Genomic DNA, 26,148 nt, shown 5'->3' with positions numbered 1-26,148 from the left:
ATGCTTAAAACGTATTCTTTTTTACGGAAGAAGGGCTGTTAAAAATAATATTGTATCGCAATATTATATCAATTAGCTGTGACATAATACATATTTTGCACTTTGTATTGTTATTATAGACACTTATTCATTGTAACTTAGGTGTCAGTTTTAAATATAAATTTCTAGCCTCTTTGGAAGACAATAAGCTTCAATCAAATTTAGGTAAATACGCATCTGATGCATTTTGTATAACATTATCAAGAGATGTAAATGTTATACCTGATTTTGAAGAAAATGAAAATGATGAAATACCATTTGAAGTCTTTGTAGATAACAAAGCAAAATTTTCAATATTCCTCCACGAATATTGGCATTATCTGATTAATGTTAGTTCCCTTGCAAGATATAGAGATTTCAGTTTGAATTTTCACCTTTTTGCTCTGTTCTCCAAAACTTTAACAAAAAAAGAAAATGGGATCTCTTCTGGAAACAAACTATTGTCAGATTCTGAAAAAAGGATGGTTAAGACATTCTTAAAAGCCAAGAAGGTGTATCTGGGTTCAAAAGTACCTGTTTTTAAAGATGAGAGTATAAAAGGAAGACATATTCAATCATTTTCTGTGACGGATATAAAATCGAATAAAGAAAGCTTTAACCTCAAAGGGAAAGAAAAGGAATACTATTTTTATCAATTAATTTTAAATGTTGAAACCCAGTTTGGGCATAAAGAAGCTACGTTTAGATTTGGAAATATCTCGATAGAAGAAGGATTAGCTCATAGTATTGAAAGTTTCATTTATGAAAACGATCAAATTCCAACTTTTCCTTATAAAGTTATAAATCGAATACCAATCCACTTAACTGGTGAAAATATTCCAAAAATTGATCTTTGTATCATAGCCACCCTTTCTTTACTAACACTCAATCCAGCTCGAGCTTTTATCCATTTGGTACAATTTTATCAGTCTGATTGTAGAGAACTTGAAAACTCAAATGATAGAAGGATTTTGTTAATACAACAGGTTAGAAACCACTTTGAGGAGGGGGCTAAGCTAGTCATAAAAGAATTAGATGAAATAGTAACTCTCTCTAAAAACCGAGGGGCAATAGAATTAGCTGTGAAATATATTAGACAATTGTATCAAAAGTACTTTGGTATAAGAAAAAGTCATTACCTATTTGATCTTGCACCTTTTCTATCAGGAAAAGTAGATATCGATTCGTTGGAAGATAATATTGAAGAGTATTATCCTTGCGATTTAATACAAAAGGGCGGCCATGGAGAAGATATTATTGGAAGAGATCAACTCTACACTTTTGATCATCAATCTTATGATTGGAATAAAACTAATAAGACAGCGCCGTATTATTTAAAACCCTTTTATGCTCTTCAAGCATATGTATTTAGCCATTTAACAGAAGATGGTTTTAAGAGTTCTGACAATGCTAAATGCAAATGTCCCTTTTACAATATTTGTGAGTTAAGCGACAGAAAAAATCACTCTGAGTTATGCAAAAATAAACCTTGGGAGTTATATGAAAAACAAGACGAATTATGTTGGTTCACCCAAGGAGTTAGTAGCCTTCTAGGTATTACTGAATATAAAACTGACACATAACTCCTTTTAAAAGGAAAATGTCAAGCAGACAGTCCTCACCCATTCTTGCCGCCTTCTCATTTATTAGTTAACCTTTCATTTTATAATTAATTCAATAGGTTGGCGCCTGCAGCTTATGCGCAATGTCGTTATTCCCACAAACATTCCTCAAACTTCAACTTTATCCAGTCTCCAATTTAATTCTCTCCAATAGTCTTGATCAGGATCAATATTTACCTCTATGTCTTCTCTTGTCCAATGATTTTGATTTAGCTTTTCAATTAGATCAGAAACTTTTATTGGATAAAATACTCGATCAACAGGATAGGTTAAAACAATTTCAGCACCATTCTTTTTTTTCAATTTTTCCAGAGCATTTGACCTTAAACGATACCAAAGATTATTTGTGGGTTCATTAAAATTTTGAAAATAGACGAGTTTCCCATCTAAATTAAACAGGTATCGATATCTGCCCACCTTTTGTGGTCGGCCTTCAAAACCATAGTGTTCACTAATAATTTTTCTCACAAATTCGTCAGATTGCATAGTTTTTTCCCTTGAATTGTCATTTCGATTTCTAGCTCTTTTAGATTTGTCTAGTCCAAGTTCTCGTCTTAAAACTGAATTTGGAGAATCATTGAAAGGATCTGCCTTACTTTTAAGATAATCCAAAACATCATCATCAATCTTTATAGTATTCATAACCATAGACTTTATAGCTCTTATTAGTTCTTACAAGCACTATAAGCAGCTTAAGAATTATAAGCAAGATTCGTGGGCATACCCCGCCTTTAAACGGACACCCCTCGCCAATTCTTTGCCTCTCTTGGTTTTGAAATTCATCTTTCGTTAGTTGCTAAACCAACATTCAGTCGCGTGCAGCTTTGTGCGTCAGAACGTTAGTAGTGTTAATAAAAAATCTTAGAAATGGCAGACTTACCCATTTATGAAGATCTAGATTCTAAAAGAGAGTTTTTTAGTAATGGAGAAAAAGATAGCTTCAGGATCGATAGCAAAGCACAACTTGATAAATGGTTTAGTGAAGTACAAGATGTGGAAAGATATGAAACTCAGACAGATGCAACGGCATGGATTTATAGAGGAATGCCAGAAGCTAAATATAAATTACTAACCTCTTCACAGAGACTTTGGATTAGAAATGAGATGCGTCAGTGGGCTAAACAAAGTTATATTGAGTTTATATCTCGTTTGGTTAAAAATGCTAATGATAATACCCTCATTGAAAATGTTTTTGATTTATATAACTATTCAAAAAAGAATCGAGAGTTTCCAATTCTAAGTTTACTACAACACTATGGTGCTCCCACCCCTCTAATGGATTGGACCTATAACAACAATGTTGCATTTTTCTTTGCTATTGATGGACTTCAGAAAAAGGAGGAGCCAAAGAAAGATATAGATAATTATTTTTCTGTTTATAGAATCAACAAGAGAGAATACATTTCTGAGTTTCTTAATATTATAGACTTTATTCCTGAAGAAAAATATCCGCAAATAAAATCCTTTGAGAACTTTGGAGATGAGATAAATAATGCCAATGGAGTTTTTTATATATCGGATTTTGAAAGAGCGGGTGAATCAACTGGAAAAACTAAGCCGCAACCAAAGTTGATGATTAGGAGAAAAAAGCCACTAACTTCAATTTATAATCAAAACATTATTCCACAAGAAGGGTTATTCATTTTCAATCCTTATAGTTCTAAAACACTTGAGGATATTTTTAATACAAACCTAAGTAAGGAAGGATGGAATCTAGCTTTAACACCATTTGACTGCTTTAATATTCACAAAGACCTGTCAGAATATTTGAGAAGAAAAATTGATGTAAATTATAACATAAATAGGAGCTTTATTTACCCAAATCTGAATGATGAAGCCAAAAAAATAAAGGAAAAAACTTTAAATCAGCTCGTATAAATAATCCCCAAACAACCGTACTGTTAACCCGCCTCGTCCCCACTTTTCAGCTTTTGGTTTTTTACCTCGTCGTTAATTATTTAACGACGTAATATTCACTTGAGTATAGCTTATGCGCCATGTCGTTATATGCCATGATTACTTAAAATCCATCAAGTATGCTATCAAAAGATTTAATAAAACATATCCAACGAAACTATTCTGGAATTAAAGAAAAGCTAAACCTTTCAAAAGACGTATTTATTGCTAGTGATTTTCGAGAGAAGGATAGAAATAATGAGTACTGGGGAATTTCATTTCTGCTCTCTGATTTAGAATCAATCCAACCTTTTAATCAACATAGGCTAGAGATAAAAAAAGAACACAATGTCGAGGGGCAAGAAATTAGTTATAAGAAATTAAACTCTTCCCAAAATCACCCTTCCATAGTCAATGAATTCCTAAGCGCAATTGACACTATTGATGGGATTCTCTTTAACTTTATGATAGATTCTAGTTTTGATACAGTATGTAACGATTCAAAATCAGTCTGGCAAAATGATGAAGGACTCTCAACTTACAAATTTAATCAATTCCAAAAGTTAGAGCTTTTCAGTCATTTAGCCGGCTTAGTTATTTCCTCAATAAAAAGTGAAATAGAAACTTTAAAATGGATTACCGATCACGACAATGTAATCAATAATCAGTCTAGAAAAGAGATCGCGATTAAATATTTCTTTGAGGTAGTCTCAAAATATCTTAGTCCTAATAAAATTAGATATGAGTTTATCGATCCAGACAGAGATAGTGAAGATAGGATTTTAGCAGACCTAACAAATATTCCCGACCTAATTGTAGGACCAATGGTTGATATTAAAAATTCTTATCTGAGGGAAGAAATTGAAATAACAAAAAGAGGGGTATCTTTCCCATCAAGCTCTAAAGTTAAGTCAATAAGCTACTCCGAATGGTTTTTCGCCAATGATAAAAATCTTAAAAAGATAAATACTGAGATTGAATTTGATCCAGAATCAAATATGATAAACTACATTGATATTTATCCTAAAAAGTGAAGCATATGACCCGCCCTTAGATTACTTCAAAGACAAGCTATGGTACCTATCCAAGCTTCCAATCTATAGCTTTGAGCCGCTCGGAAACCTTCTTAATATCCTGAAGCACCGCATCACCTTTCGGGAGATCACTAATCACTAACTCTTTAAAAGTGCTGTTATAAACAGGCTTGACCTTTTCCCAGGTTTCTTCTGGTTTGTCAAAAAGCAGGGCAGTGGCAGGATGCTCGTATAGCCAATCGTATTTGTCACCATAACTTTCTATATCATCGGCTCCGACTTGAAGCAGCATTTCATCCAGCTGATCACTTTCAAAGAAGTCTTGAATTGACGGTTGCTTTAGCAGCATGTGAATGTCATAGGTATGGCGGACCTTATTTCCAAGATCCTCATAGGGGTTTTCGGAATAAGAGAAGCGAACCAGGGACATTATTTTCTCGCAAAAGGTCCGTTCTATGGTTAGTACTTTTAGGGGGAAGGGAGCTAATCCATATTCTTCAATGAGCTCTTCTTGGCCTCTCGCTTTCATCATGTCGGCAATAAAAGAATGAACCTCTACTTCTTCATGAGGTTCGAAATGGCCTAGTCTCGATACTTCTACAATAATTTTATCGCGTGCCTGGCCATAGGGTTGGCCGTATCCATGTTTCGCATACTCGTAGGCTACTTTTCTGTTTTTACCACGTTTCATGGTAATCCCCGGCAATGGGACTTCCTCCAAATCAGTATCGTCAACCACCTTGCTAACGTCCCTGACTCTTTTGTCCATTTGGGTACTGGATAGGTCGGGATCTTCTAATACTACAAGATCTATATCCTCAGAAAACCGGTTGATCGCCTGGTAACATTTGGAAAGGGACGTGCCACCCTTAAATACGGCAACGTCTTTCATATCGGAATGAAAGATCGCATCAAGGGCATAGGTAACCCAGTAGTCTTTCTCGATATAGATTTCCCGAATATTCTTATGATCAGCGGTAGCCCTTATGGCATCCCGAAAGATTTCGGCCTCTTCGTGTAGGTTCATCTAAACAATATTCCAGTTTTGAGCTGTCTGCAAGCTACTGCTTAGACTACCGAATTCATAGCTTGATAGGGGGTTCAAGCTATTCTTCAGTTTAGGGAAGGCGCTATTGAATTTCTGATCGGTAAGCAAGGCTCCCAGCAGTGCACGTACGCGGGGAGGGTATTGCAGGGCAAAGGTAATCAGTTTATTTCTATCAGAAGTACTCAAATCTTGTATACGGCCTTGCAGTTGCCCGATAGCATTATCGATATCCAGGTCCGGAATTTTCTTGAAATCTTTTATGGCATCCAGGATCTTCAGGAAACGGATGTTCTCGTCAGTAGGATCTACGTAACTTTTGACCGATTTTACTTTCAGGTTATCGATCTGGGTATTGATCCTTTTCTTATTACAAGCCAGGGTAATGGTTTTGGGCACCTGTGTCGTAAGCCCCATCCGATTGTACAAAGACAAGCCGGTGATATAAGCGATACGATTATCGCCTTCGTACATATAAGGTTTGAGCAGCTGCTCTTCATTAGGTTTTAAATTGCCAAACAACGACTTCTTGGGCTTGTAAAACAGGCCTTTGGAAATTCTTTTTACGGCACCCGTAGATATCAACCGCTCGATGGCCTTGGTAGCAGCTCCGTATTCGCTGTTATCTATGCCGAGCTGGTCATATTTAAATGTCGTACCTTCGTCAAAGGAAGAGACTTTGTCTTTTATTCTTTTTGCAGTACTCATAATGCTAGGTGTTATGCTGATGATCTTTCAACAGCTCGTATTAATATAGCATTTAATTGCTAAGTATGTCAAGTTTTTTACGTTATTTGCTTGACATATAAAAGCAATTATTTGATACAGTAACTTTTGAAATGCTTATTGAAATAGGTTCACCTGGTTTTCTTGGGGGATCAAGGTAGCATAGAACACACCGATTATCACAAATGGAATGGTAGCCTTTCCTCTATTGATGAAATTAGAAAACTATTCTACACCGAATTCACCTATTCAACTTATCTCAGAGATAGTATCTGCTTCTTCTCTAAATAATTAATTTGTGCCAACCATAGTATTTGTCACCGGCTCCCAACTTTCAGCAATTTCCTTCAAAGAATAGTGTTGAGCCTTTTTAGGGTTTACGATATAAAAATCATCCGAATTGTGATAGCATATGGTAACTCCACCACTTTGGGTACGAAATAGACTCCAGGCTTCATCTTCTGATTTATTGTGAAAGAGGTCTTCTTCTGCATGAGGAAATTTGCTTTTTAATAACTCTTTATGCCTTTCCATAAATAAAATTAATTGATGTTGTAAGCTTGATGGATATTCCTGTTTTGCATGAGATTCAGATAACTCATCGCCTAAAATTAATTCTCGATTTTTGATTAAACTCTAGAAGTAGATATCCAGTAGTTTCTTCAACAAAAGTATTACTTCACTAAAAAATTATTTATAGAGAATACTTTTTAGTGAATCATAAAGAATATTATCAACAGAAGAATTGATGAAATCGTCATCTTCCTTAACGTATCTTGACTTATCATAGGCAAGGTTTTTACAAAAATCGGTCGTTGATCGTATAAGTGTAGTGTTTATTTTTGTATCCCGAAATAGCAAATCGAAAAGGAACTCCAATTTATTTTTATCTAAAGTTGTATCGTCACCACTATCTGCCAAATCTAAATAATACGTCTTATTGCCTGTATAATTATAAATATATGAAGTCTTTTCAGGTAGATTGGTAACTCTTCTCATTATTCCTTCAACATTGCTAATACGCCCACTACTTTGCAATAGGGATTCCTTTTCTTTCATTATGTCATTTTCAACCAAAAAGTGATATGATTCTTCAAATACATTTATCCAATTTTTCTCATACTTGTCATTCTTAATATTCATAACAGAGTTCTCGGAAAAACACCTTATCCCAATAAGGGATAGAACTGCAAGTTTTTCATCTTCTTTTAAGGAATCTACATTAGAATCAAACTTAAAATCCCTTTCCTGGATAAAAGCTATTAGATCCTCTTCCGAACAATCATAATTCGCTTTGTCTAAATACCAAATTCCTTTTGCTGTTAGTACATATTTATCTTCTGTTAAGCCACCCTCAATCTTTTGCAAATAGTCCTGGTTATCAAGATAACTTATATGACCAAAGCTGAATTTAACTGAAGAATATCCTGATTTGAGAATGATATCTTTTCTAGGATTTTTTTTAGCTCCTATTAAAGATATCAATACAGAATCTCCTTTCAATGAATCACTTTTAATTAAGTTTTCTCGTAAATTATCATAAAATCTTTCAAGAGTCTGTTCAGTTAAACTGTCCATCACTATTTAAGTCTTCTATATTTATTTTTTTGTCTTTTTGAACAATTATACCAAGAGAAAGTTGCTTGTTATTGTACAAGTTCACCATTCTCTCCTTGACTGGCCTTAAGCTATCCTCATCCATCATACCGACTTCATCAAATAAGGCTATTATTTTTCTATTATCGTTCATACTAAGAATACCATCTATATAAGCAGACTGACTTTGCCCCGTCCCCATATCAGGCAAATATATTTGTTTACCTCCCGTCGTAATAACCAAATTTTTAATTAGATCGACTTTTTCTAGCTTGTAATTCTTACTACCGTTATCATCTTGAGTCCCATGCTTAATTTGCCCTATTCTTTCTGCTATGTATGATGATATTCTATCAGCAAACTCCTCATATTCACTTCCAACTTCTGGCTCATTTCCATCTCGAATTTTTTCAATGTAGTCGAGATAGTCTACATCTAACTTTCTAAGTAGGCTATTGAGTGTTCCTTGTAACTCACTAAGCTCCTCACTATAGTCAATAAGTTCATGTGTTTCTTGCTCGCGAATTTCTTCTAATTCAGTTTTGTCTAATTCAATTATTTCCTCAGTTTTTTCAATCCTTGATTTAATTTTGTCTATTTCTCCTTCGAGCTTATTTATAGTTACTTCTAATTTTTGTGCAGGTGAGCCATGAAACTCTTTTAGTTCTTCGTCTTTTGACAGTCTTTCGTATATCTTTTCAACTTTTTCTGGATCTATCCCTTCATCAAGAATCTTTTGTCTAAACTCTTCAGCTTTATCCGAAACTGCCTTTAGCATTTTTTTCTTTATCTCTAAATCATCAAAGTCATGATTTTGATCTAAGCTTTCCCTTAAGGATTCATCTTCTTCAATTTTTTTATTAAGTAATTTTTGCTCTTTAATAGCTTCGCTTAAATCAGACTTAATCCCTACCAACACATCTTGTAATGTAAGAAGGGTATCTTTCTCATCAATTATTGATCTAAAATTGTTTAATCTAGCATCCAAAGTTTTAATATATTCATCTATGCTTTTCTCAATTTCTGGAACAATAAACTCTGAATTTTCAAACCTCTGCAAAAAACCAATAAATCTTTGAAGAAATTCTGCTTCCTCTAATTGTTGGTCTTCATCTAGTTCTTCAATTCTTGCTTCTACTTTTTCCTCAAACCATTTAAGATCATTTCGGAGAATATTCACATTTTCGTAATCTTTAATCTCATCGAGTATATCCCTTTTTGAGAACAATTTAATTCGGCCATCTGATATTTCATTCTCAAAAAGTTGAGTCAAAAACCTACATGCCTTATTCACCTCATTGTTAATACTCTCAGAATATGATTTAATTCTATCAACTATCTCCTGTACCTCATCTGATATATTTGCTTTTCTCTTATTCTGTTTCTTTATTTCCCTTTCAAGCTTCTTTTTTTGTTTCTTCTTATTCTGTTCCTTTTTAGAGTACTCTAGATACGATTTCGAATAGTAGTATTTTTTTACTTTTTGATACAAAGAATCTCTTTCCTGTAACAGCTCTTCATCTTCCTTTAGATCATTTTTAAGATTTTGGAGCTCTTTTAAAAGCTCGTCTTCTCGCTCAGGATCTTTAGCCTTCTCAACTTTTTCTTTTTCATCCCTCACGAACCTATTTAATCTCTTTATCTGCTTTGTTTTATCTGTTAGTTCATTCTTAATGTTATCAAGGATTTTTTCAATTCTTTGAGTTGGGTTTTCAGGAATATCATAAATCAAACGATAGTTCTTTCTAAACTCATCAAAATCTATGAACCTTTCATTACCATCAGAAACCTCTTTCATTATAATCTGATCAGAATCAAAATCTGGCTTCTCAGAAATAATAGTTATTCCCGAATTAGGATTGTCAAGAATTATTTTGAACTTTAATTCTTGATGACTCTTATTCAGCAATCCCTTAATCTTTCTAAGAAGAGAGGGTTGAATTTCATCTCGAGTCATGCGGTGAGCAAAAAATCCAATAGCTAATACATGTAGTAAAGTACTTTTACCAGTTGAGTTTGGACCCTTTATATAGCTAACGTTAGGTAATTGATTGCCAATCTTATCAGGGGTATAAGGTACGGTTTCATCTTTTTCATCCCTCAAAATTTTGTATTGGACTTCTAGCATACGGTTACTCAGATTCTTTATTAAATCCTATTAACTCTTTAAGAGTCTCTTCCAAACTTTCCTTTTCCAAAATTACCTCTAATACTCTCTTTTCATCTTCCTCTAAAAGATCGTGCAAGTAATTATTTATTTCTTCCCTGTTATTCATTTCTTTAATTTTTGTCTTCAATCACTCCTGCATAAGCAAGAGGAAATTTTAGAATTTTTAATTGTGGTAGTTCATGAATATTAGCAACGGCAAATCCTTTTTTCAGAGTACTAATCTCTCGCGATGAAACTCCAAATGTTGATTTTTTTATATCATCTGATTTAAAAAATATTTTTGTATTTATTACGCTCGAAAGTCCTTTAGGTATATCATTCTCATTTTGAGAAGAGAAGATTACCCCAATTTCTTGACTTCTACCAGTTCGACATATAGTATCTAATTCTCCTAATGCCTGTTTTGAGGCATCAGTATTATAGAATTGATGAACCTCATCTATAATGACAAGAATGGGGACATCTCGTTTTTGTTCACTTTTTGCTCTAACAATTTGCTTAAGTAAGTGACGTAAAAGTATCGATCCAAATATAGTCCCCTGCTCAGCTGTGACGTTTATTACAGATAGCTTTCCAGGATTTAGAATATCTTCATAAGTAAGAGATTTCGCACTCTCGTTATCAAAGAATTGAACTGCATCAGCAATATTTCTACTAATATTTCTAAATGTACCAGTATGTAATGGAACTTCTCCCTCATCTCCATTTACATTTAGAGTTGGAAAAATTGGGTTATCCTGTTGATTGTTAAAGTATTGCACAAATGAGTTGAAAGTATCAAACTCCTCCATAATTTCACTTTGCCAATACCTGAAAATATCTGGAAAGCTTTGAGCTCCAATATCAGATATATTTTGAAGCAAACCAGTTAATGATTCTGGCTTAATACTCTTTACATCCAATGTAACGGGGATACAGTTGTCGTAATCAATACCTTGAATCTCTTCAATATTAGAGGTGGCAGGATAATAAATCTTGTAATTATTAATTCCTCTTGCCTCTTCACCTAAAGCATCCCACTCTCTTCTTATACTTTCATTCATTACATTTGATTCTTGGTCCATACGGAGAAAATCAACGTCCTTAACGTTAATAGCTAATACTGCTCCACCCAATTCTTCTACAAAATATTGGGATAGATATTTTGTAGCTACAGTTTTACCACTTCCTGTTTTTCCACAAACTTGTGTTTGATAATAGAAAAATTCTTTAGGAAGGTTTACTTTGAGTAGATTCTGTTCATCATCTACAAGTAGTTGATTCTTTCCAGCATGTATAGTTGCAGGAAACACTTTTGGGCCTTCGAAATCTCGATCTCCAAAAGCTATATCAATTTCTTCTTGATTTGACCTTCGTGCAATGGATTGAGTAGGTATAAAGTCAATCAATCCATCATTTCTGTCAGTAATATCTTTGATACGGTATCCAAGTACAATATTCTGACTCTTACGTTCCGCACTCAAAGTTGACAAGTCCATATCAACAACCAGTGGACTCGGTGAGAATGGATCATGTTGTGTACTATCCTCAACTCTTAATATAAATTTTGAATCTGTACTCTCTGGGTCTACTGTAAGGAAAGACCCCTTAGGAAGAATACCATTTTTGTCTGATGACTTGCTAACTAATTTAATAAGCCCCTTTTCTTGGCCAACAACTATCCACGACATATTTATTCACCCAAATCTTTCTTGATTCATTGTAGGAATTAATCCCGATTTCTTTATCAGTTTATAAGTATTAGAATAATTCAGTAATTCTCGTGCGTATCTTTCTGCTAATGCTACTTGTCTTACTTGAGGATTAGATTTATCCCCATTTAAAATCAACAGATAATAGATCATGTCAGCTATTGAATCTATCACGCCTCGGTATTTTTCAAATGTATCTTTGTGAAATTCAATCCGTTGGGGGCTTAAATCAAAAAAGCGTAAATAATAAAAAACCTTAGCATTTTTAGGGTTATACTGATCTGTATAACGGAAGTAATTGGTTCTTTGTCCATCACTCAAGTAATTATACGACCAATGTAGGTCTGAATTATAACTTCCTTTGAGCTGATCTATATTATCTACAACCAGGTTGCTATCACTATTTTTTACTATGAAGACTGGAATAATATTATTTTCATGTAGTTGTTCAACAAGATCTACAGTATAAGCTGAAATATTACCCCCAATAAGTGGTCCATCAATAAGAAGAATAGAGTTTTCTGCTGTATATTCATTTAGAAAAAAGTTTCTATCCTCAACGTAGTCAAAGTTGGATTGAGATTCTGGCTCATCAGTGAAACGTAAGGTTTCATACTCTTCAGAAAGTTTTTCAGATTTCGTATAGAAATAAAAAGAGAGGTAAGTGACAGGAATGTGTTCATTCTCAATAGTTATTACTTGAGAATGACTTACAAATGAAGCTACGCCTTCTAGGGTTTTGTATTTTAGTTTTGATTCATCGTATCCAGCTACGGTATTTGTTTTAACATTTTTGTATCCGTTCTCGGCATTTAGGTCAATCCGATCTATTTTATCCTCAACCTTTAATACTCCACCATCAGGATAGCTATCAGAAAAAGAAATATTAGTTATTTCAGGCTTACTGGTAATCTTAAGATTTGTTTTTTGTATTTCACTAATGCTTTTAGCAAAGTTGGGGTGCAGTACTATTTTGTTAAGGTGAGATTTAGTTTTAAGCCTGTTTATCTTTTTCATGAGTTTGGATACATAAAGTCGAAAAAAATCTTATTTGTAGTGGCCAAAAAAGAAATGTAGTCATCTCTGATGAAGCCAACTTCCTCTTTAAGTATTATCCATTATCGGCAAATGATAAATCCTGTTCATTTTCAAATTTAACTTTAGCTGGATCATCAACTTCGGGGTAGTTAAGAGCATCAGAAAAGAAAATTATTTCCTTACCCTCATACTTTTTTTGTGCACTGTAGTTCAAGCCATAACTAATGGATCTATAATTTGAATACATCTCACGAATTTCAGAGACATTGTCGTAAGAGAGGAACCAGTTCTGATCAAGTTGTGCGATTTTATTTTTTAGCTCTACATGATCATCTTCTACAAAATAATTGCTGTATAGGTTAGAGCTTCCTTTTACATAATATGGGGGATCAAAGTATGTAAGGGAATTAGGGGTAAATTCAGTTACATATTCATCAATAAATTCTAAAGCATCATATTTCGTAACCTCAATTCTGTCAGAAAATCTACCTATCTTTTTGATTCTTTTTAAAAGAGTAGACTTAGTATATCTGGCTTTGATGTCATAATTCCCGTCTTGTTCAAGTCCGCCTATCACCCCGCCAGTAATAATGCCTGACCTATTTGTCCTATTCAGAAAAAATGTAGCGAACGCTCTTTCTATAAGGTCTGAACTTTCATCATTTAAAATATCCCTTTGTTTATGCCATTCATCCATAGTAACCTCTGTAGAAGTAATTAGGTTACGTAATTCTGAATTATGGTTGATACATGCTTCCCAAAAGCTATAAATATTCTTGTCAAGATCATTTATGATGATTCTAGACACGAATCCTTCTATAAGTAACGAAAGGGCTACACCCGATCCGCCTGCAAATACTTCGGCATACAGACCATTCTCAATGCCGTTCCTTGCAATAAGAATTTTAGCGAAATCCGCTAGTTTTGTTTTTCCTCCTGGATATCTAAGAGGAGAATAAAATTTCCCCATTCTATTAGAATAAGTTATTGATATGATTATACTTACAGTATTTATTTATGGTAAATACACTGTAATATAGATAAACTTTAATTTTTCAACTTTAAATTTAATTAAAAAAAAGCATGCCATTTTAACAAAATACTGTCAATAGGTATTGATTCAGATGGTTGGATACATTTAGGATTGTTGCCACCTATAGGTTTTCCGCCTGCGGATTATCCCTAATTAGGGTAATTAGGTCATCCACTTCTGATTTTCGACACAGCTTAATGGCCTTTCGCCCGTTTTGAATGTTCCTCCCGTAACTGCGCACGGTTATCATTTTGCGATAACCGCACCGGTAAAAGGTGGTCCGGGAGATACGCCCCAGCTTTTCACACATGTAGCTTATTGCTTCTCCGATGGTCATAAAGTCTTCATGGTTGGAGCCGTTTTCCGTCGATGAATTGTGGGTGTTTTCAGGATTTTCAAAATTAGACATCATCTTTCTTATTTTCTTAGTGGGTGGTGTTAAGTACAATAAAAACTGATGGTTAAGTGTCTAAGAAATCCGCTAAGATTCATCTTAGATATCTTAGACCGATCTTAGACTTCTTAGTCATTCCTTAGTGGATTTCTTAGTTATATTATTATTTACTAACTAACTATATATTATATACTTACGGTATGTTATTGGGCCCAAAAATTGGGTTACTAAGAAAATAAGATGGTTATTTCAGTTTCTTAGTATTTCACATATTTCAGGCTATTTTGGTTAAAAAGGTGCTGTACTTTCGGTTTCCGTTACAACGTATTCTGTGGCTTCTTGGGAATTTCGTTCCATCATCAAGTTGGCCTCTTCCCGTTTACCAAAAGCCCGCAGCCACGAAGGTGTTAGGTTCTTTCTGGGTATGCGGTAACCATGCCTGTTTTCTTTGACTGTTCCCTTAATCGGATCCTCGTAACTGTAATAATTGGTTTTCGCTTTTCCGTTCAGGTCCAACGCTTCTATCTCTTCGCGGATAACATCTTGGCTGATATAGTCACGTCCTTTGTTATAGTTGGTGTAGGCATCCCAAATGCCACTCCAGTATATTACCAGCTCATCTTTGGTATTCCAGCCGTAATAGCGATTGGGGAGCTCACCATTTTCGTTCATGATTTCGAGGCTGGACAGAAATTGCTGTAGCGGGGTTTGCTGAATCTCGCGTTCGGCCGAATTGGCTAAAAACTCCACGCTATATCGAAAGATCTCAGAGTTGACGCGATTCTCTTTTATTAAGTCCTTCAGTTCATTTAAATCTTCCTCACTGGACACGTGCCGGTTACTTTTAGTATCAAGAGAAGGAGTAAAAAACTCAGCGAACTCAACATCACCTGGGCGGCAAACAAATAGGTCAACCGTAATAAGGGCCGCCATATTTTCGATCTGCCGGTCTTTAATTTGGAACTGGGTTCCTTCTTTGTCGCTACGTTTGGCAAGTTCTTCCTCTACGGCTTCGGTAAGCAAGCGTTTGATCCAGTGTAGTTCACTTTTAAACAGCGTTCGGTTAAAGTCGTTGAACTTGTACAGTAGCGAAATAAAAAGCCGTTGCATCTCCCGTTTGTGATTCTCAAACCACCATAGGTTTTGTACGTCTCCTCGTTTCTCTTTGGCATATTCAATCATAATGCACCGCGAGCGAAAGTGGTCTTCACTGGGTTTATAGTTAGAGATAAACATTAGTTGCGATCGTACAGGGCTCCAGGCATTCTTCGAGCGGTCATGGGCTGCACTAACGCCACGTTGCCGCAACTCGTACCACATGTTAAATACCTGTGGCGTGATTTTACCTTTTCCGGGGACAAATTCGTCCATGATCACCGGTATCTTGCTGTGGTTCGCCAACTTGTTTTCTGCTGACTTTAGGGTAGGGTTGGAATCAACATCCGTAAATGATTGTCCAAAGAAGTTCAGCATAATCTGTGATAGCTGTCCCTTTCCGGTTGAGGGATCACCATACAAATAGAGAAAAACGACATGTTTGAATACATCATAGATTTCATCGAAGAATAGAAACGAGAGCATGTAAGAGAAAATGAGGTGACCCTCTGCTCGTTTTTCAGGTTGCTGTCCGGCTATGAGTTCGCCAAACTTATCCCGAACAGTATCAATGAAGTATCGCAGGTTTTGATCGGTATAAAGGTGATGTTCGTCATCGGTGTGGAATCCATCGATGGGAGGTTTAAGGTCCAGATGGGGTGCAGGCTCAATTCGACCAGGTTTAACATAGAAGGTAGTGTCCGCAGCTACCATGGGGAACAGGCCAGAATCTGCATTAGGTGCGATAATGTATTGTGGTTCCCGAAGATGATCGTTAGGAATATTGATTAACGCATTGCGCGTCAGATAGAATTTATACCCATGATGTTCTATGAAGCCGTAATAATTGAATTCATAAACCGTCTGGGGCTGCCACCGGTTACACAGAAAGCTCATAAAGAAGAGGATCTCATCATCAGACTTAAATCGTGCCGACTGATAGGAATGTTTAAAGATCTGCACCTGGAATGCTTTCTTTGAGAGAAGGTCCACGGGCTCCAATATGAACAGCTCGCTTTGCGTAAGGGTACGACTATCGGGCAGCAGCCAACTTACTTGGCACTCATATAGGGTTTCATCCCATTTTAGCGTCTCAGGATTATATCGGATGATTTTAGAGTGAATTTCAATGTCGAAGCTACCAATCTTCCTGCTTGTACCGTCAGACTCATTGCGGAACCAACCGAAGTCAGCATGATTTGAGCTATCAATATATTCGAAGGGATCTGTTCCCTTTTTATACGATGTTTGTGAGTTATTTTCCGTGTCGGGATAATCGGGGAGTATTGCCTGCTTTTCGGCGCTCATGTACCTTTTGTTGAGAGATTAAAATTTGATGTTCGCTAACATGGCTGGGGTTATAAATATCATCCCCAAAGCCATAAATGATCCACAGGCCAAATCCTTCGACCAGCTGTGTTTCAATCATCCGTACGGTTTCTGTTTTATAGTTTCCATCCGGATCGATAAACTCAATGGTATCCCCAAGGGTATATCGGGTTATAATCTTTGCCATATCTGTGGTTATAATTGGTTTTCGAAGTTGGGAAGGCGGATCCCTTTTACCTGACAAAGCACATCGGTGGCAACCTCAAACTCATCGGTAATACGATCACATAATGTCTGTGTTGAAATGCCGAGAGCCTGCTCCATTTTGCAAAGTCGAGCGTCCGAAATGTAGTAGGGTTTTTTGAACCACTGCCGAAAAGTATTCAGTTTGATATTAGGGAAGAGGGTCTCCCTAAACTCATTATAAGTGTCATATTGATCGATTATCTCACCTTTGATCATGTGTAGCCGCAGTCGGTTTATATCATATTTTGTTATAGCTGGATGCACTGAAAAATTGTCTTTTTAATATTGTAGGTTAGTAGTATTATAAGCGCGTTGTAGGTAAGCACTACCGTTACCGCAGGTGCTAATTTAGTGATGCGATAACAACGAAACAATATAAAAATGTCGTGTTTACGTCATTTGCTATGAAGAGAGAGCGGAAGTACGGCTAAAACAACCACTTAAGTAAGGACAAAAAAAGTGAAAGAAATTGAAGAAGACATCCTCCGGGAAAATGTCCAGTATTTGCTGGATGAATATTATGATGGGAACGTCTCAGAAATGCAGCGCCAAACAGGAGCGAATCGCTCTGTAATTTCTGAACTGAAGAATGGGACTAAGAGCGAAGTAAACAGCTCGACTTTACGTCATTTTGCAGAGGCGGGTATCAACATAAACTGGCTCTTGACAGGAGAGGGACCACATTTTGTGATTGGTAATGAAGAGGAGCTAAAAACTGAGCTGAAACAAAAGCAGTTGCTTGAGAATAGGATGGAGGAGATCAAGGGATTGGTGTCAGATATCGACCAGCAGTTGGAAGAACATCCGGAGCTCAAACTGGATCCGGATGTCATGTCAGCTTTGTTAGATTTGCTGAAGAAGGCCATTTAGTAGTAGCGGACATGCTATTCATTCTGCTTGAATAGCCGTTCAATTACACGTCGTTCAAAGTATTTACGACGATCGCCTGCCTGGAAACTGGGAATATGTTTTTTGTGGCCCGGAAGAAAATTGCTTCGGTTTAAGACAGTTCGATGAGAGATTCCAAATTCCATCTGAATGTCTTTAGCGGTCATATATTTCGATTTGTCAGGTTTGACCATGATGGAGTCTAATACGAAATCTAGTTTGGCTTCGAGGGTAGCTATTGTTTGGAGCAGAGAATCTTTGGGGTTCTGTTCTGTCATGAATCTTCCTTTGATGCGATGTTTTTTTGCCGCAAAAAGAAATGACTTTTCAGAACAAAATGCACTTTTTAAATCAACATTTTTTAAGAAAAATCCCTATCCGGTCTGGTTCGTTATAAGGCCATTTCGATTTGCAGTATTCAGCAAGTCATTAGCGACTAAATGGACATATTTATTGGTCACTTCCAGGCTTTTGTGTCCCAGCATGTTCTTCACTTCTATCACGTTGAATCCGTTGCGCAGCAGAAATGTAGCACAAGAGTGCCGGAGACCGTGGAAATGGATGGAATCTTTCAGGTTGGCTTCTTCAGTCGCAAAGTATTTGAAGCGTTTTGATACATTGCCCCCTCTGAGAACTTTCTCGCCACCGGGTACAGACATTGGACTTGGAAACACGAGTCCCCTTTTAGGATTGCCGTTAAATTTTTTCCATCGTTTAAGTTCGGTGTAAAGAGTATCAAAAATCGGCACCGTACGTTCGTAACCATTCTTGGTGTCGGTAACGCGAAGAAACCGACTACCAAGATTTACATGCTCCCATCGAAGCTGAATGATTTCTTTTCTTCGTAGTCCGGTATAAAAGGCGAGGGTGATAAGTGGAATAAACCAATGCTGTTTTTGCTGATCGGTTTTAATAGCACCGGACTCTTGATGCTTTTTCTGATAGGCTTTGAACTTCTCGAATATTTCGTTGAGCTGTTCCTCATCAATAATTTTATCCACGAGGTTATCACGCGTTTTAGGGATGCCAATATTATCGCAAGGATTGGAATCCAGAATTTCATTATCTACGATCCAATTGAAAAAAGCTTTAAGATGTATGAGATAGTTCTTTTTGGAAGCGTTGGCCAGGTGAGGCTTCAAGCAAAACTTTTTGATATCACTACTGTTGATCATTGTCACCGGCATACTGTATCCGACCTCTTCCATAAATTGGCTAATAATTTGACGATAAGTTTTTTTTGTCTTTGCTGTTACATTTGTCTTATCCTGTAAAAACTGTTTCTGAAGAGTACTAATAATTGGACTGGTAAGAGAGGTTCCTTCCAGCTCTTGCTCTTTTTCATATTCCTGGAGATTCCAATTATCGTCAAACGGATTTATTTTGCCTGCATCATACAGCTTTTGGTATTCTAGCTTTTTTTGATCGGCTATCTTTTTGTATTTGGTCCCGAGGGCATAGGTCTTTTTGTAAGACTTTCCATTTACGGTGGTTTTAAAAACTATCGAGTAGTACCCGTTTCGTTTGGTTAAACTGGCCATGACAAATTGGATCGTGTTGGTTTAAGTATACACCAGTAATGTAGTACCATATGTAGTACCGAACAAGGAAAATAGGGGCGAATAGGGAAAAGCTTTCCCGAAAAGGTGGGATGGTAATTAGTGTATATACCAACAAAAAACCCCGCTTATCGTTAAATAAGCGGGGTTTTTGAGCTGAAAAAGAAGAGTACGCCTGAGAGGATTCGAACCCCTAACCTCCTGATCCGTAATCAGGTGCTCTATCCAGTTGAGCTACAGGCGCAGTTCAATAAGAGGCCAAAGATACGCCTATATTTATTTCATTTCAACTCTTTTGTCTCGTTAATTTTTACTTAAAGTATTAACATTTTAAAACATTTTTGATTTCCATCCGTAAGGCATTTCTGGTTATAATAATTTCTAAAACTATACCGAAACCAATCAACAAAAGTAAAATGATATGAAACACTCATTTCTGATACTATTGTGCACCGGCTTGGTATTTACGGCCTGTTCAACAACCGAACAAGCAGTAAATAAACAGAAAAAGGATGCACAGCAGGAAAATAAATATGAGGAGCTTACCAAAGACGCCGATAAATATGAAGGCTATTTCGATTTGTATCAAAAAGACAATAATCTTTATCTATCGGTATCCGAGGATCAGTTGGATGAACTTTTCCTTATGAATTTTGAACTTGCTCGCGGTATTGGAGCAGCCGGACTTTACGGTGGAAGCATGCTTTCCGTTTTTGAGGGATTAGTAGTATCCCTGGAAAAATACGAAGGCAAAGTGATGTTGGTCCAGCATCCCCATAGGTATACGGCCGGAGGAAATGAAGCGCTTGAAAAGGCGCTTAATCTGGCCTATGGCACATCGGTGCTTGAAACGGCCAAAGTAGAAGCATTTAATGCAGACAGTTCCGAAATGCTCATCAATGTATACGATTGGTTTGTAGGAGATTTGTCGGGCATATCTCAACGCTTGAAGTATGCCGTAGGGGAAAATGGACGTCCCGGCCGGGTATCGTTTGATAAAAACCGATCCCACCTTGAAAAGGTGCAAGCTTTTCCGGAGAACGTAAATATTCAGGCTAAACTTACGTTCAATAATGCTGAAGATAATGCTCCCCGAACGGTAGCCGATGGTCGTTACGTTCCACTATCATTGTTTTATACGATGGTGAAGCTGCCCGAAGATCCAATGGAGCCGCGCATGGCTGATGATCGCGCGGGTTATTTTATGACGGTACACAAGGATTTTTCGGACGAATCCAATGATTTTTTTAAACGCTACGTTAACCGCTGGCGATTAGAATGCGAAGAGGGAGCAGGTGAAGGAGAGCTTTGTACGCCCAAAAAACCCATCACATATTATATCGATCACACCGTTCCCGAAAAATATCGTGAGGCAATGATGAATGGTATCGAAGCATGGTCTGATGCCTTTGAAGATGCCGGATTTAAGAATGCAGTTGAGGCTAAAATGTTGCCTGACAGTGTTATGGCTGAAGATATTCGCTATCCGACACTTCGTTGGAGTACTTCCGATCAGCCTTATTATGGAGCCATAGGTCCCTCAGTAGTAGATCCCCGGACGGGTGAAATTCTAGACGCTGATATCCTTTTTGAAGCAAGTATGTTGTTGGGGGATAAGAATGCTTATCGTAACTTGGTTGAGCCACGGGCCGCCATCGATGAGGTATTTAATGTAAGTGATAAGGAGTTGTCTCTGATGAGTCAGGGAGTGAAAACAAAGTCGTTTTATAGCGAAATAAATGCCCAGTTTGATTTGATTCACAGCTTCTTGTTGGCTAACGGCGAAATTAAAGCGGGCGATCCGGTTCCCAAAGAGTTTGTGGATCAGGCCCTGAAATGGGTAACCATGCACGAGGTAGGTCATACGCTGGGACTGCGTCACAACTTCCGATCATCTATAGATACGCCGCTCGATAAACTTTACGACAAAGAGTGGGGAGAAGAAAAGGGAGTTTTCAGTTCAGCCATGGAATATCCCTCAATCAACCTTCATCCTGAGGAGAAATCCGAAGATGCCTATTACTATAATCCGGGAGTAGGTTCGTATGACCGGTGGGTGATTTCTTACGGATATACGCCCGATGATGAGAAGGCTAATGAAATTGCTCGTCAGGCCGCACAGCCCGGTCACGCCTATGGAACCGATGGAGATGCCTTTGGAGTTGGAGCAGTAGATCCCCATGTAAACGTGTTTGACTTAGGGGCTGATCCGCTGGCCTGGGGTAAGGAGCGGGCTCAGTTGTTACAGGGACTGATTCCCAAAATTAGTGAGATCAAACTGGAGGATAATGAGCCATATTATGAGGCTACGGACTTATTCCAAAGTTATCTTTATCAGTATGCTCGCGTATTGACGCCGGCCGTAAAATATATCGGCGGACAGCATCAATATCGCGATCATGTGGGTGATCCCGATGGACGTATGCCATTTGAGCCGGTCGAATATAAAGAACAAAAGGAAGCACTCGATATGATCGTGAATTATGCTTTTGCGGCGAATGCAATGAGTTTGCCGAAAGATATCTTCCAGAAAATGGGTGCCAACCGCTGGAGCCACTGGGGCAATAGTACGACGTACGGTGGACGTGTCGACTATCCGCTGCACGGAGTAGTGCTCGGTATTCAGAGTTCACTGCTGGAGCAGCTGCTGGATCCGGTTCGCTTGTCACGTATTCGGGATACCGAAGTTAAATTCGGTGCCGAAAATACAGTAACAATACCCGAATTGATGAGTGCATTGACAGAATCGATTTGGTCAGAAGTGCTTACATCGCCCGGTAAAAATATTGAAACCAATCGACGGGACTTACAGCGTAATCATTTGAACCGAATGGTGAAACTGGTAACCGATGCTCCGGAGGAGATGCCTGCGGATGCTCGATCAATAGCACGACAGCAGCTTAAAATGCTGCAAAATCAGTTAGAGGCTCGTCTTGCTCCACCGACGTATGACTTTAATGATTATACGCAGGCTCATCTAGAGGAGTCTGTTTCAAGAATTGAAGCGGCATTACAAGCGAGCTTTGATATCGAGAATTAATTTATCTCGATCGAATTATTACAAAAGGAGTTCACTTTGCAGTGGGCTCCTTTTTTTATTGGGATTCAATTGGGAGTCGAGTCAAGAGGCGAAAATAAAAGAATTATAGTGGAAGTTATTTGAGGCTACATTAGTAAATGTGTTCAGGCTTACAATTCTGTCGTAGCATGCCCAACACTTGTTGGAAATCACCAGGAAGTTCTGAATCAAACTCCACCATTTCACCGGTAGTGGGATGTTCAAAGCCCAACGTTTTAGCGTGCAGGCATTGCCGTTGAAGCGAAGAAAAAAGGTTTTGAAACATTTGTTTGCGTGACCCGGTGTTGGGTCCGTATCGTACCGAGTCGCCCCCGTATTTTTGATCTCCGAAAACCCACAGGTTATTATCGGCCAAGTGCACACGAATTTGATGCGTGCGGCCGGTCTCCAGTTTGAGTTCCAGCAGGGTGAGGTGATCAAAATACTCAAGAACTTTGTAATGGGTCGTGGCACTTTTTCCTTTGTCTTCCGGGACTACTGCCATTCGTTTTCTGTTATGAGGATCGCGACCGATTGCCCCGGTAATAGTGCCTTCTTTATTATCGAGTGTTCCCCAGACGATTGCCCAATAGGTGCGTTCAATATCTTTAGTTCGAAAATATTCGCTGAGAATCCGGTGGGTCTTATCGTTTTTAGCAACAACAAGAAGCCCACTCGTGTCTTTGTCGAGCCGGTGTACAATGCCGGGACGAATAGAATCCTCCTCCGGTTCAGATAGTTCATCGGTATGCCACATAAGTGCATTAACCAGGGTCCCCGACCAGTTTCCTTTAGCGGGATGAACAACCATATTGGCACTTTTATTAACGAGCAACAAATCATCATCCTCATAGATAATATCCAGCGGTAATTCTTCGGCCTCTATCTCGGGCGGTTTTGGAATGGGAATGTGTACATCCAATAGATCCCCAGGTTCCACAGGATAGGAAGCCTTTTCCTCTTTCTCATTAACGGTTATATGACCTTCCTTTATGGCTTCTTGGATTTTGGTCCGGGAGGTATCTTCTATTATCGATGCCAGGTATTTATCTAAACGAGTGCCTGAAGTTTCTTCTTCCGGAACTTGCAGATGATATTCTTGAAATTGGTTGCTGTTATTATTGGACATTGAATCGTTTAAATAAGTTTTCTATAGATTACCCAAGAAAGTACAAATTTATTGAAATTATTTTGTAAGGATTGCCTTCCTTAAGGGTCTTACTAGTGACTGTTCATTAAGATAGATACCTTGAGGCTACAAACAAATTAGGCTCCCGAAAAATCGGGGGCCTTTTTTTATTTTGAGGATGGAGTAGAATGAGGATGAATTGGGATAACAGGGATTGCAAAAGAATTTTTAATCAGATTATTTATCAGGGGAAAGCTATACAGGGATAATTAGCGTAAATCCGTGTTCAATTTTTTGTACTTTTAGGGCCTAACTAAAAACTGGCGGTTATGATAAAATCCTTATACATCAAAGATTTTGCACTGATTGATGAGCTGGAAGTCTCTTTCGAGGAGGGGCTCAATATTCTAACCGGTCAAACAGGGGCGGGTAAATCAATTATTGTTGGAGCCCTTAATATGATTTTGGGTGAACGTGCCGATACAGAAGTCATCCGTCAAGGTGCAGGAAAAGCCATTGCCGAAGCAATCATAGAAATAGGAGAATATAAAGAGGTAAATCAACTGCTCGAAGAAAATGCTGTTGAGAAACGTTCGGAGCTGATCCTAAGACGGGAGATTCGTTCTTCGGGAAGCCGTGGTTTTATCAATGATACACCGGTCAATATTTCAGTATTGCGACAGGTGGGTAATTACTTGGTTGATTTGCACGGTCAACACGATCACCAGATGTTGCTTAAGGAAGAAAATCATCGTGGTGTTATCGATGGTTTTGCGGAAGTGCAGCCGGCCTTGAAAGCGTATAGGGAATCGTATCAAGAGATGGTGGAGCTGCGTAAGGAATTGCGTGAACTGCAAAAACGAGAGCGCGAGTTGCAGGAAAAGGTAGAGCTGTACCAGTTTCAGGTTGAAGAGCTTGAAGATGCCGAACTTGATCCGGAGGAAGAAGATAAACTTGAGGAAGAAATACATCTGCTTGATAATGCGGAAGAGTTGGATCAAAAAGCAGGAGCGATTGTGGAGATGGGTGATCACAATGAAATAAATGTGATGGAATTGCTGAATCAGATTAAACTGCATCTCGAAGATATTGTCCGTATTGAGCCGGAGTTCGAGAGTTATCTGGAAGAGATTTCCTCGGCACGTATCAGTATCCGTGAAACAGTGCAATTTGCCGAACGCTACCGTAATAAGATAGAATTCAACCCTAATCGGTTGGATAAGCTTCGCAAGCGGAAAAATCAGTTAAATAGTTTGCAGAAAAAGTACCACCGCAGTATTCCCGAGCTGATTGAATATCTGCATGAGATCAAAAAAGAATTGAGTTTGGCCGAGAATTTTGATCTTGAGCTTGAGAAGCTGGAGAAAAAGATAAACGGCCAGGCTAATGTGCTGGCTGAGAAAGCCAAAAAACTACATAAGATTCGTGAAAAAGTGGGAGAGCAACTATCAAAACAGATTGAGGATGAGCTGAGCAAGCTGGGCATTCCGCACGCTAACTTTGAGGTGCGCGTGGACTGGATGGTGACATCTGAATCCCAGGGATGGATCACGGTTGAAGGTCAGCCGGTGGAGTGTGCGGAGCACGGTTGTGATGAGGTTCGACTGTATATTTCTACCAATAAGGGCGAAGAACCGAAACCATTAGCCAAGATTGCCTCGGGTGGAGAGATCAGCCGAGTGATGCTGGCACTTAAATCTATAATAGCTCGTGAACAGAGTCTGCCGGTGATGATTTTTGACGAAATTGATACCGGAATAAGCGGGGAGATTTCTGAAAAGGTGGGGCGCACGATGCGACGGCTCTCCGAGCGATGCCAGATAATAGCGATTACCCATCAGCCACAGATAGCCAGTCAGGCGCACAAGCATTATAAGGTACAGAAAGTAGAACAGGACGGACGAACGGTGTCGCGTATTATTCCTCTGGATGAAAATGAGCATGTAACCGAAGTGGCCACGCTGATGAGTGGCGAGGATATTACTGAAGCTGCGCTTGAAAGTGCCCAGGAACTAATCAACAGAAATACTTTTAAGAATTAGTTTTTGATAGACCACAGATACAGGCCCACGCCTGTCAATATATGTATATCATATTAAATTCATCTGCTTATATCTGTGCAAATTGATAGCTAAAAAAGATATTACTTATGGGGAAACATCACTCCGATCGTTTTGTAACACTTGTCGATGATGCAAAAACTCGTATTGAGGAAATTACTCCGGAAGAAGTATGGCAGAAACAAAAGGATGACGAAGATTTTGTCTTGTTGGATATCCGTGAGCAGGATGAATGGGAAGATACACGAATTGCGGGTGCCGAATACCTCGGACGCGGCATTTTGGGGCGTGATATTGAAGAGGAGTATCCTGATATAAATGAGGAATTAGTATTGTATTGCGGCGGAGGTTATCGTTCAGCCCTAGCGGCAGACAATCTGCAAAAGATGGGTTATCATAATGTAAAATCACTTGCGGGAGGTATTCGCTCGTGGATTGAGGGCGGCCTTCCTATCGAGAAGAAAGAGATATAAAAAGAGGTTGGATGCTTGCGCACCCAACCTCATAGCAAGGGAAGCGGG

At 38.1% G+C, this 26,148-nt stretch carries 24 protein-coding genes and 1 tRNA gene; 7 read left to right on the top strand and 18 right to left on the bottom strand.

Annotated features, from left to right (window positions below):
• Positions 1–173 precede the first annotated feature (173 nt).
• The gene (locus ACT3IB_RS08030) at positions 174–1,601 is read left to right on the top strand and encodes a hypothetical protein (protein WP_491538486.1); all 1,428 of its coding nucleotides are present in this window, start codon (positions 174–176) and stop codon (positions 1,599–1,601) included.
• Positions 1,602–1,748: 147 nt separating this feature from the next.
• On the opposite strand, the gene ACT3IB_RS08025 is transcribed toward ACT3IB_RS08030, so the two are convergent.
• Positions 1,749–2,282 (bottom strand): hypothetical protein, encoded by a 534-nt coding sequence (locus ACT3IB_RS08025; RefSeq protein WP_491538485.1) that lies wholly within the window; start codon positions 2,280–2,282, stop codon positions 1,749–1,751.
• 225 nt (positions 2,283–2,507) lie between these two features.
• Here ACT3IB_RS08025 and ACT3IB_RS08020 point away from each other — a divergent pair, with 225 nt between their 5' ends.
• Positions 2,508–3,518, top strand: a complete 1,011-nt coding sequence (locus ACT3IB_RS08020; RefSeq protein WP_491538484.1) for an FRG domain-containing protein — start codon at positions 2,508–2,510, stop codon at positions 3,516–3,518.
• Between the two features lie 158 nt (positions 3,519–3,676).
• Positions 3,677–4,570, top strand: a complete 894-nt coding sequence (locus ACT3IB_RS08015) for a hypothetical protein (RefSeq protein WP_491538483.1) — start codon at positions 3,677–3,679, stop codon at positions 4,568–4,570.
• Between the two features lie 46 nt (positions 4,571–4,616).
• Here ACT3IB_RS08015 and ACT3IB_RS08010 read toward each other — a convergent pair whose 3' ends face one another.
• The 13 genes from ACT3IB_RS08010 to ACT3IB_RS07950 all read right to left on the bottom strand — a co-directional run bounded on the left by ACT3IB_RS08010 (position 4,617) and on the right by ACT3IB_RS07950 (position 17,149).
• Positions 4,617–5,597 carry a nucleotidyl transferase AbiEii/AbiGii toxin family protein gene (locus tag ACT3IB_RS08010; RefSeq protein ID WP_491538482.1) on the bottom strand — a complete coding sequence of 327 codons (981 nt, stop codon included), beginning with the start codon at positions 5,595–5,597 and terminating at the stop codon, positions 4,617–4,619.
• The gene (locus tag ACT3IB_RS08005) at positions 5,598–6,323 is read right to left on the bottom strand and encodes a DUF6088 family protein (protein ID WP_491538481.1); all 726 of its coding nucleotides are present in this window, start codon (positions 6,321–6,323) and stop codon (positions 5,598–5,600) included.
• Between the two features lie 309 nt (positions 6,324–6,632).
• The gene (locus tag ACT3IB_RS08000; RefSeq protein ID WP_491538480.1) at positions 6,633–6,875 is read right to left on the bottom strand and encodes a hypothetical protein; all 243 of its coding nucleotides are present in this window, start codon (positions 6,873–6,875) and stop codon (positions 6,633–6,635) included.
• A gap of 156 nt (positions 6,876–7,031) precedes the next feature.
• The gene (locus tag ACT3IB_RS07995) at positions 7,032–7,919 is read right to left on the bottom strand and encodes a hypothetical protein (protein ID WP_491538479.1); all 888 of its coding nucleotides are present in this window, start codon (positions 7,917–7,919) and stop codon (positions 7,032–7,034) included.
• Positions 7,903–10,065, bottom strand: a complete 2,163-nt coding sequence (locus ACT3IB_RS07990; RefSeq protein WP_491538478.1) for a hypothetical protein — start codon at positions 10,063–10,065, stop codon at positions 7,903–7,905. The genes ACT3IB_RS07995 and ACT3IB_RS07990 overlap by 17 nt, the downstream gene beginning before the upstream one ends.
• A 4-nt stretch (positions 10,066–10,069) precedes the next feature.
• A complete protein-coding gene (locus ACT3IB_RS07985) occupies positions 10,070–10,213 on the bottom strand; it encodes a hypothetical protein (RefSeq protein ID WP_491538477.1) in 144 nt (47 codons plus the stop codon).
• Between the two features lie 4 nt (positions 10,214–10,217).
• Positions 10,218–11,777, bottom strand: coding sequence for an ATP-binding protein (locus tag ACT3IB_RS07980; RefSeq protein ID WP_491538476.1), 1,560 nt, complete (start codon positions 11,775–11,777; stop codon positions 10,218–10,220).
• 6 nt (positions 11,778–11,783) lie between these two features.
• A complete protein-coding gene (locus ACT3IB_RS07975) occupies positions 11,784–12,815 on the bottom strand; it encodes a DNA double-strand break repair nuclease NurA (protein ID WP_491538475.1) in 1,032 nt (343 codons plus the stop codon).
• A gap of 94 nt (positions 12,816–12,909) precedes the next feature.
• A complete protein-coding gene (locus tag ACT3IB_RS07970; RefSeq protein WP_491538474.1) occupies positions 12,910–13,806 on the bottom strand; it encodes a DNA adenine methylase in 897 nt (298 codons plus the stop codon).
• A 184-nt stretch (positions 13,807–13,990) separates the two neighbouring features.
• Positions 13,991–14,281, bottom strand: coding sequence for a hypothetical protein (locus ACT3IB_RS07965; RefSeq protein ID WP_491538473.1), 291 nt, complete (start codon positions 14,279–14,281; stop codon positions 13,991–13,993).
• Positions 14,282–14,551: 270 nt separating this feature from the next.
• The gene (locus ACT3IB_RS07960; protein WP_491538472.1) at positions 14,552–16,666 is read right to left on the bottom strand and encodes a hypothetical protein; all 2,115 of its coding nucleotides are present in this window, start codon (positions 16,664–16,666) and stop codon (positions 14,552–14,554) included.
• Positions 16,614–16,874 carry a hypothetical protein gene (locus ACT3IB_RS07955; protein ID WP_491538471.1) on the bottom strand — a complete coding sequence of 87 codons (261 nt, stop codon included), beginning with the start codon at positions 16,872–16,874 and terminating at the stop codon, positions 16,614–16,616. The genes ACT3IB_RS07960 and ACT3IB_RS07955 overlap by 53 nt, the downstream gene beginning before the upstream one ends.
• 8 nt (positions 16,875–16,882) lie before the next feature.
• Entirely contained in the window at positions 16,883–17,149 is a 267-nt protein-coding gene (locus tag ACT3IB_RS07950; protein ID WP_491538470.1) for a hypothetical protein, read from the bottom strand.
• Between the two features lie 243 nt (positions 17,150–17,392).
• Here ACT3IB_RS07950 and ACT3IB_RS07945 point away from each other — a divergent pair, with 243 nt between their 5' ends.
• Positions 17,393–17,803: a helix-turn-helix domain-containing protein gene (locus ACT3IB_RS07945; protein ID WP_095606348.1), complete on the top strand. Its 411-nt coding sequence runs from the start codon at positions 17,393–17,395 to the stop codon at positions 17,801–17,803.
• A 14-nt stretch (positions 17,804–17,817) separates the two neighbouring features.
• On the opposite strand, the gene ACT3IB_RS07940 is transcribed toward ACT3IB_RS07945, so the two are convergent.
• From ACT3IB_RS07940 to ACT3IB_RS07930, 3 genes are all read right to left on the bottom strand, one after another.
• Positions 17,818–18,099, bottom strand: coding sequence for a hypothetical protein (locus tag ACT3IB_RS07940; protein ID WP_095606347.1), 282 nt, complete (start codon positions 18,097–18,099; stop codon positions 17,818–17,820).
• Between the two features lie 96 nt (positions 18,100–18,195).
• The gene (locus tag ACT3IB_RS07935; protein WP_491538469.1) at positions 18,196–19,362 is read right to left on the bottom strand and encodes a tyrosine-type recombinase/integrase; all 1,167 of its coding nucleotides are present in this window, start codon (positions 19,360–19,362) and stop codon (positions 18,196–18,198) included.
• Between the two features lie 188 nt (positions 19,363–19,550).
• Positions 19,551–19,624, bottom strand: a tRNA-Arg gene (locus ACT3IB_RS07930).
• 177 nt (positions 19,625–19,801) lie between these two features.
• On the opposite strand from ACT3IB_RS07930, the gene ACT3IB_RS07925 reads away from it, so the two are divergent.
• Positions 19,802–22,420, top strand: a complete 2,619-nt coding sequence (locus ACT3IB_RS07925) for a zinc-dependent metalloprotease (protein ID WP_491538468.1) — start codon at positions 19,802–19,804, stop codon at positions 22,418–22,420.
• 130 nt (positions 22,421–22,550) lie between these two features.
• Here the strand turns inward: ACT3IB_RS07925 and ACT3IB_RS07920 are convergent, their stop codons facing one another.
• Entirely contained in the window at positions 22,551–23,567 is a 1,017-nt protein-coding gene (locus ACT3IB_RS07920) for an RluA family pseudouridine synthase (protein ID WP_491538467.1), read from the bottom strand.
• A 329-nt stretch (positions 23,568–23,896) separates the two neighbouring features.
• Between ACT3IB_RS07920 and recN the strand changes: the two genes are divergently transcribed.
• Both recN and ACT3IB_RS07910 read left to right on the top strand, forming a co-directional pair.
• On the top strand, positions 23,897–25,609 hold the full coding sequence (gene recN, locus ACT3IB_RS07915) for a DNA repair protein RecN (RefSeq protein WP_491538466.1): 1,713 nt from the start codon (positions 23,897–23,899) through the stop codon (positions 25,607–25,609).
• Positions 25,610–25,716: 107 nt separating this feature from the next.
• Positions 25,717–26,100, top strand: coding sequence for a rhodanese-like domain-containing protein (locus tag ACT3IB_RS07910; RefSeq protein ID WP_491538465.1), 384 nt, complete (start codon positions 25,717–25,719; stop codon positions 26,098–26,100).
• Positions 26,101–26,148: the final 48 nt, after the last annotated feature.

This window comes from Fodinibius sp. GM21 (genome assembly GCF_058386955.1).
Note: the sequence above shows the minus strand (reverse complement) of the source record. Positions and strands in the feature narration are given on the sequence as shown.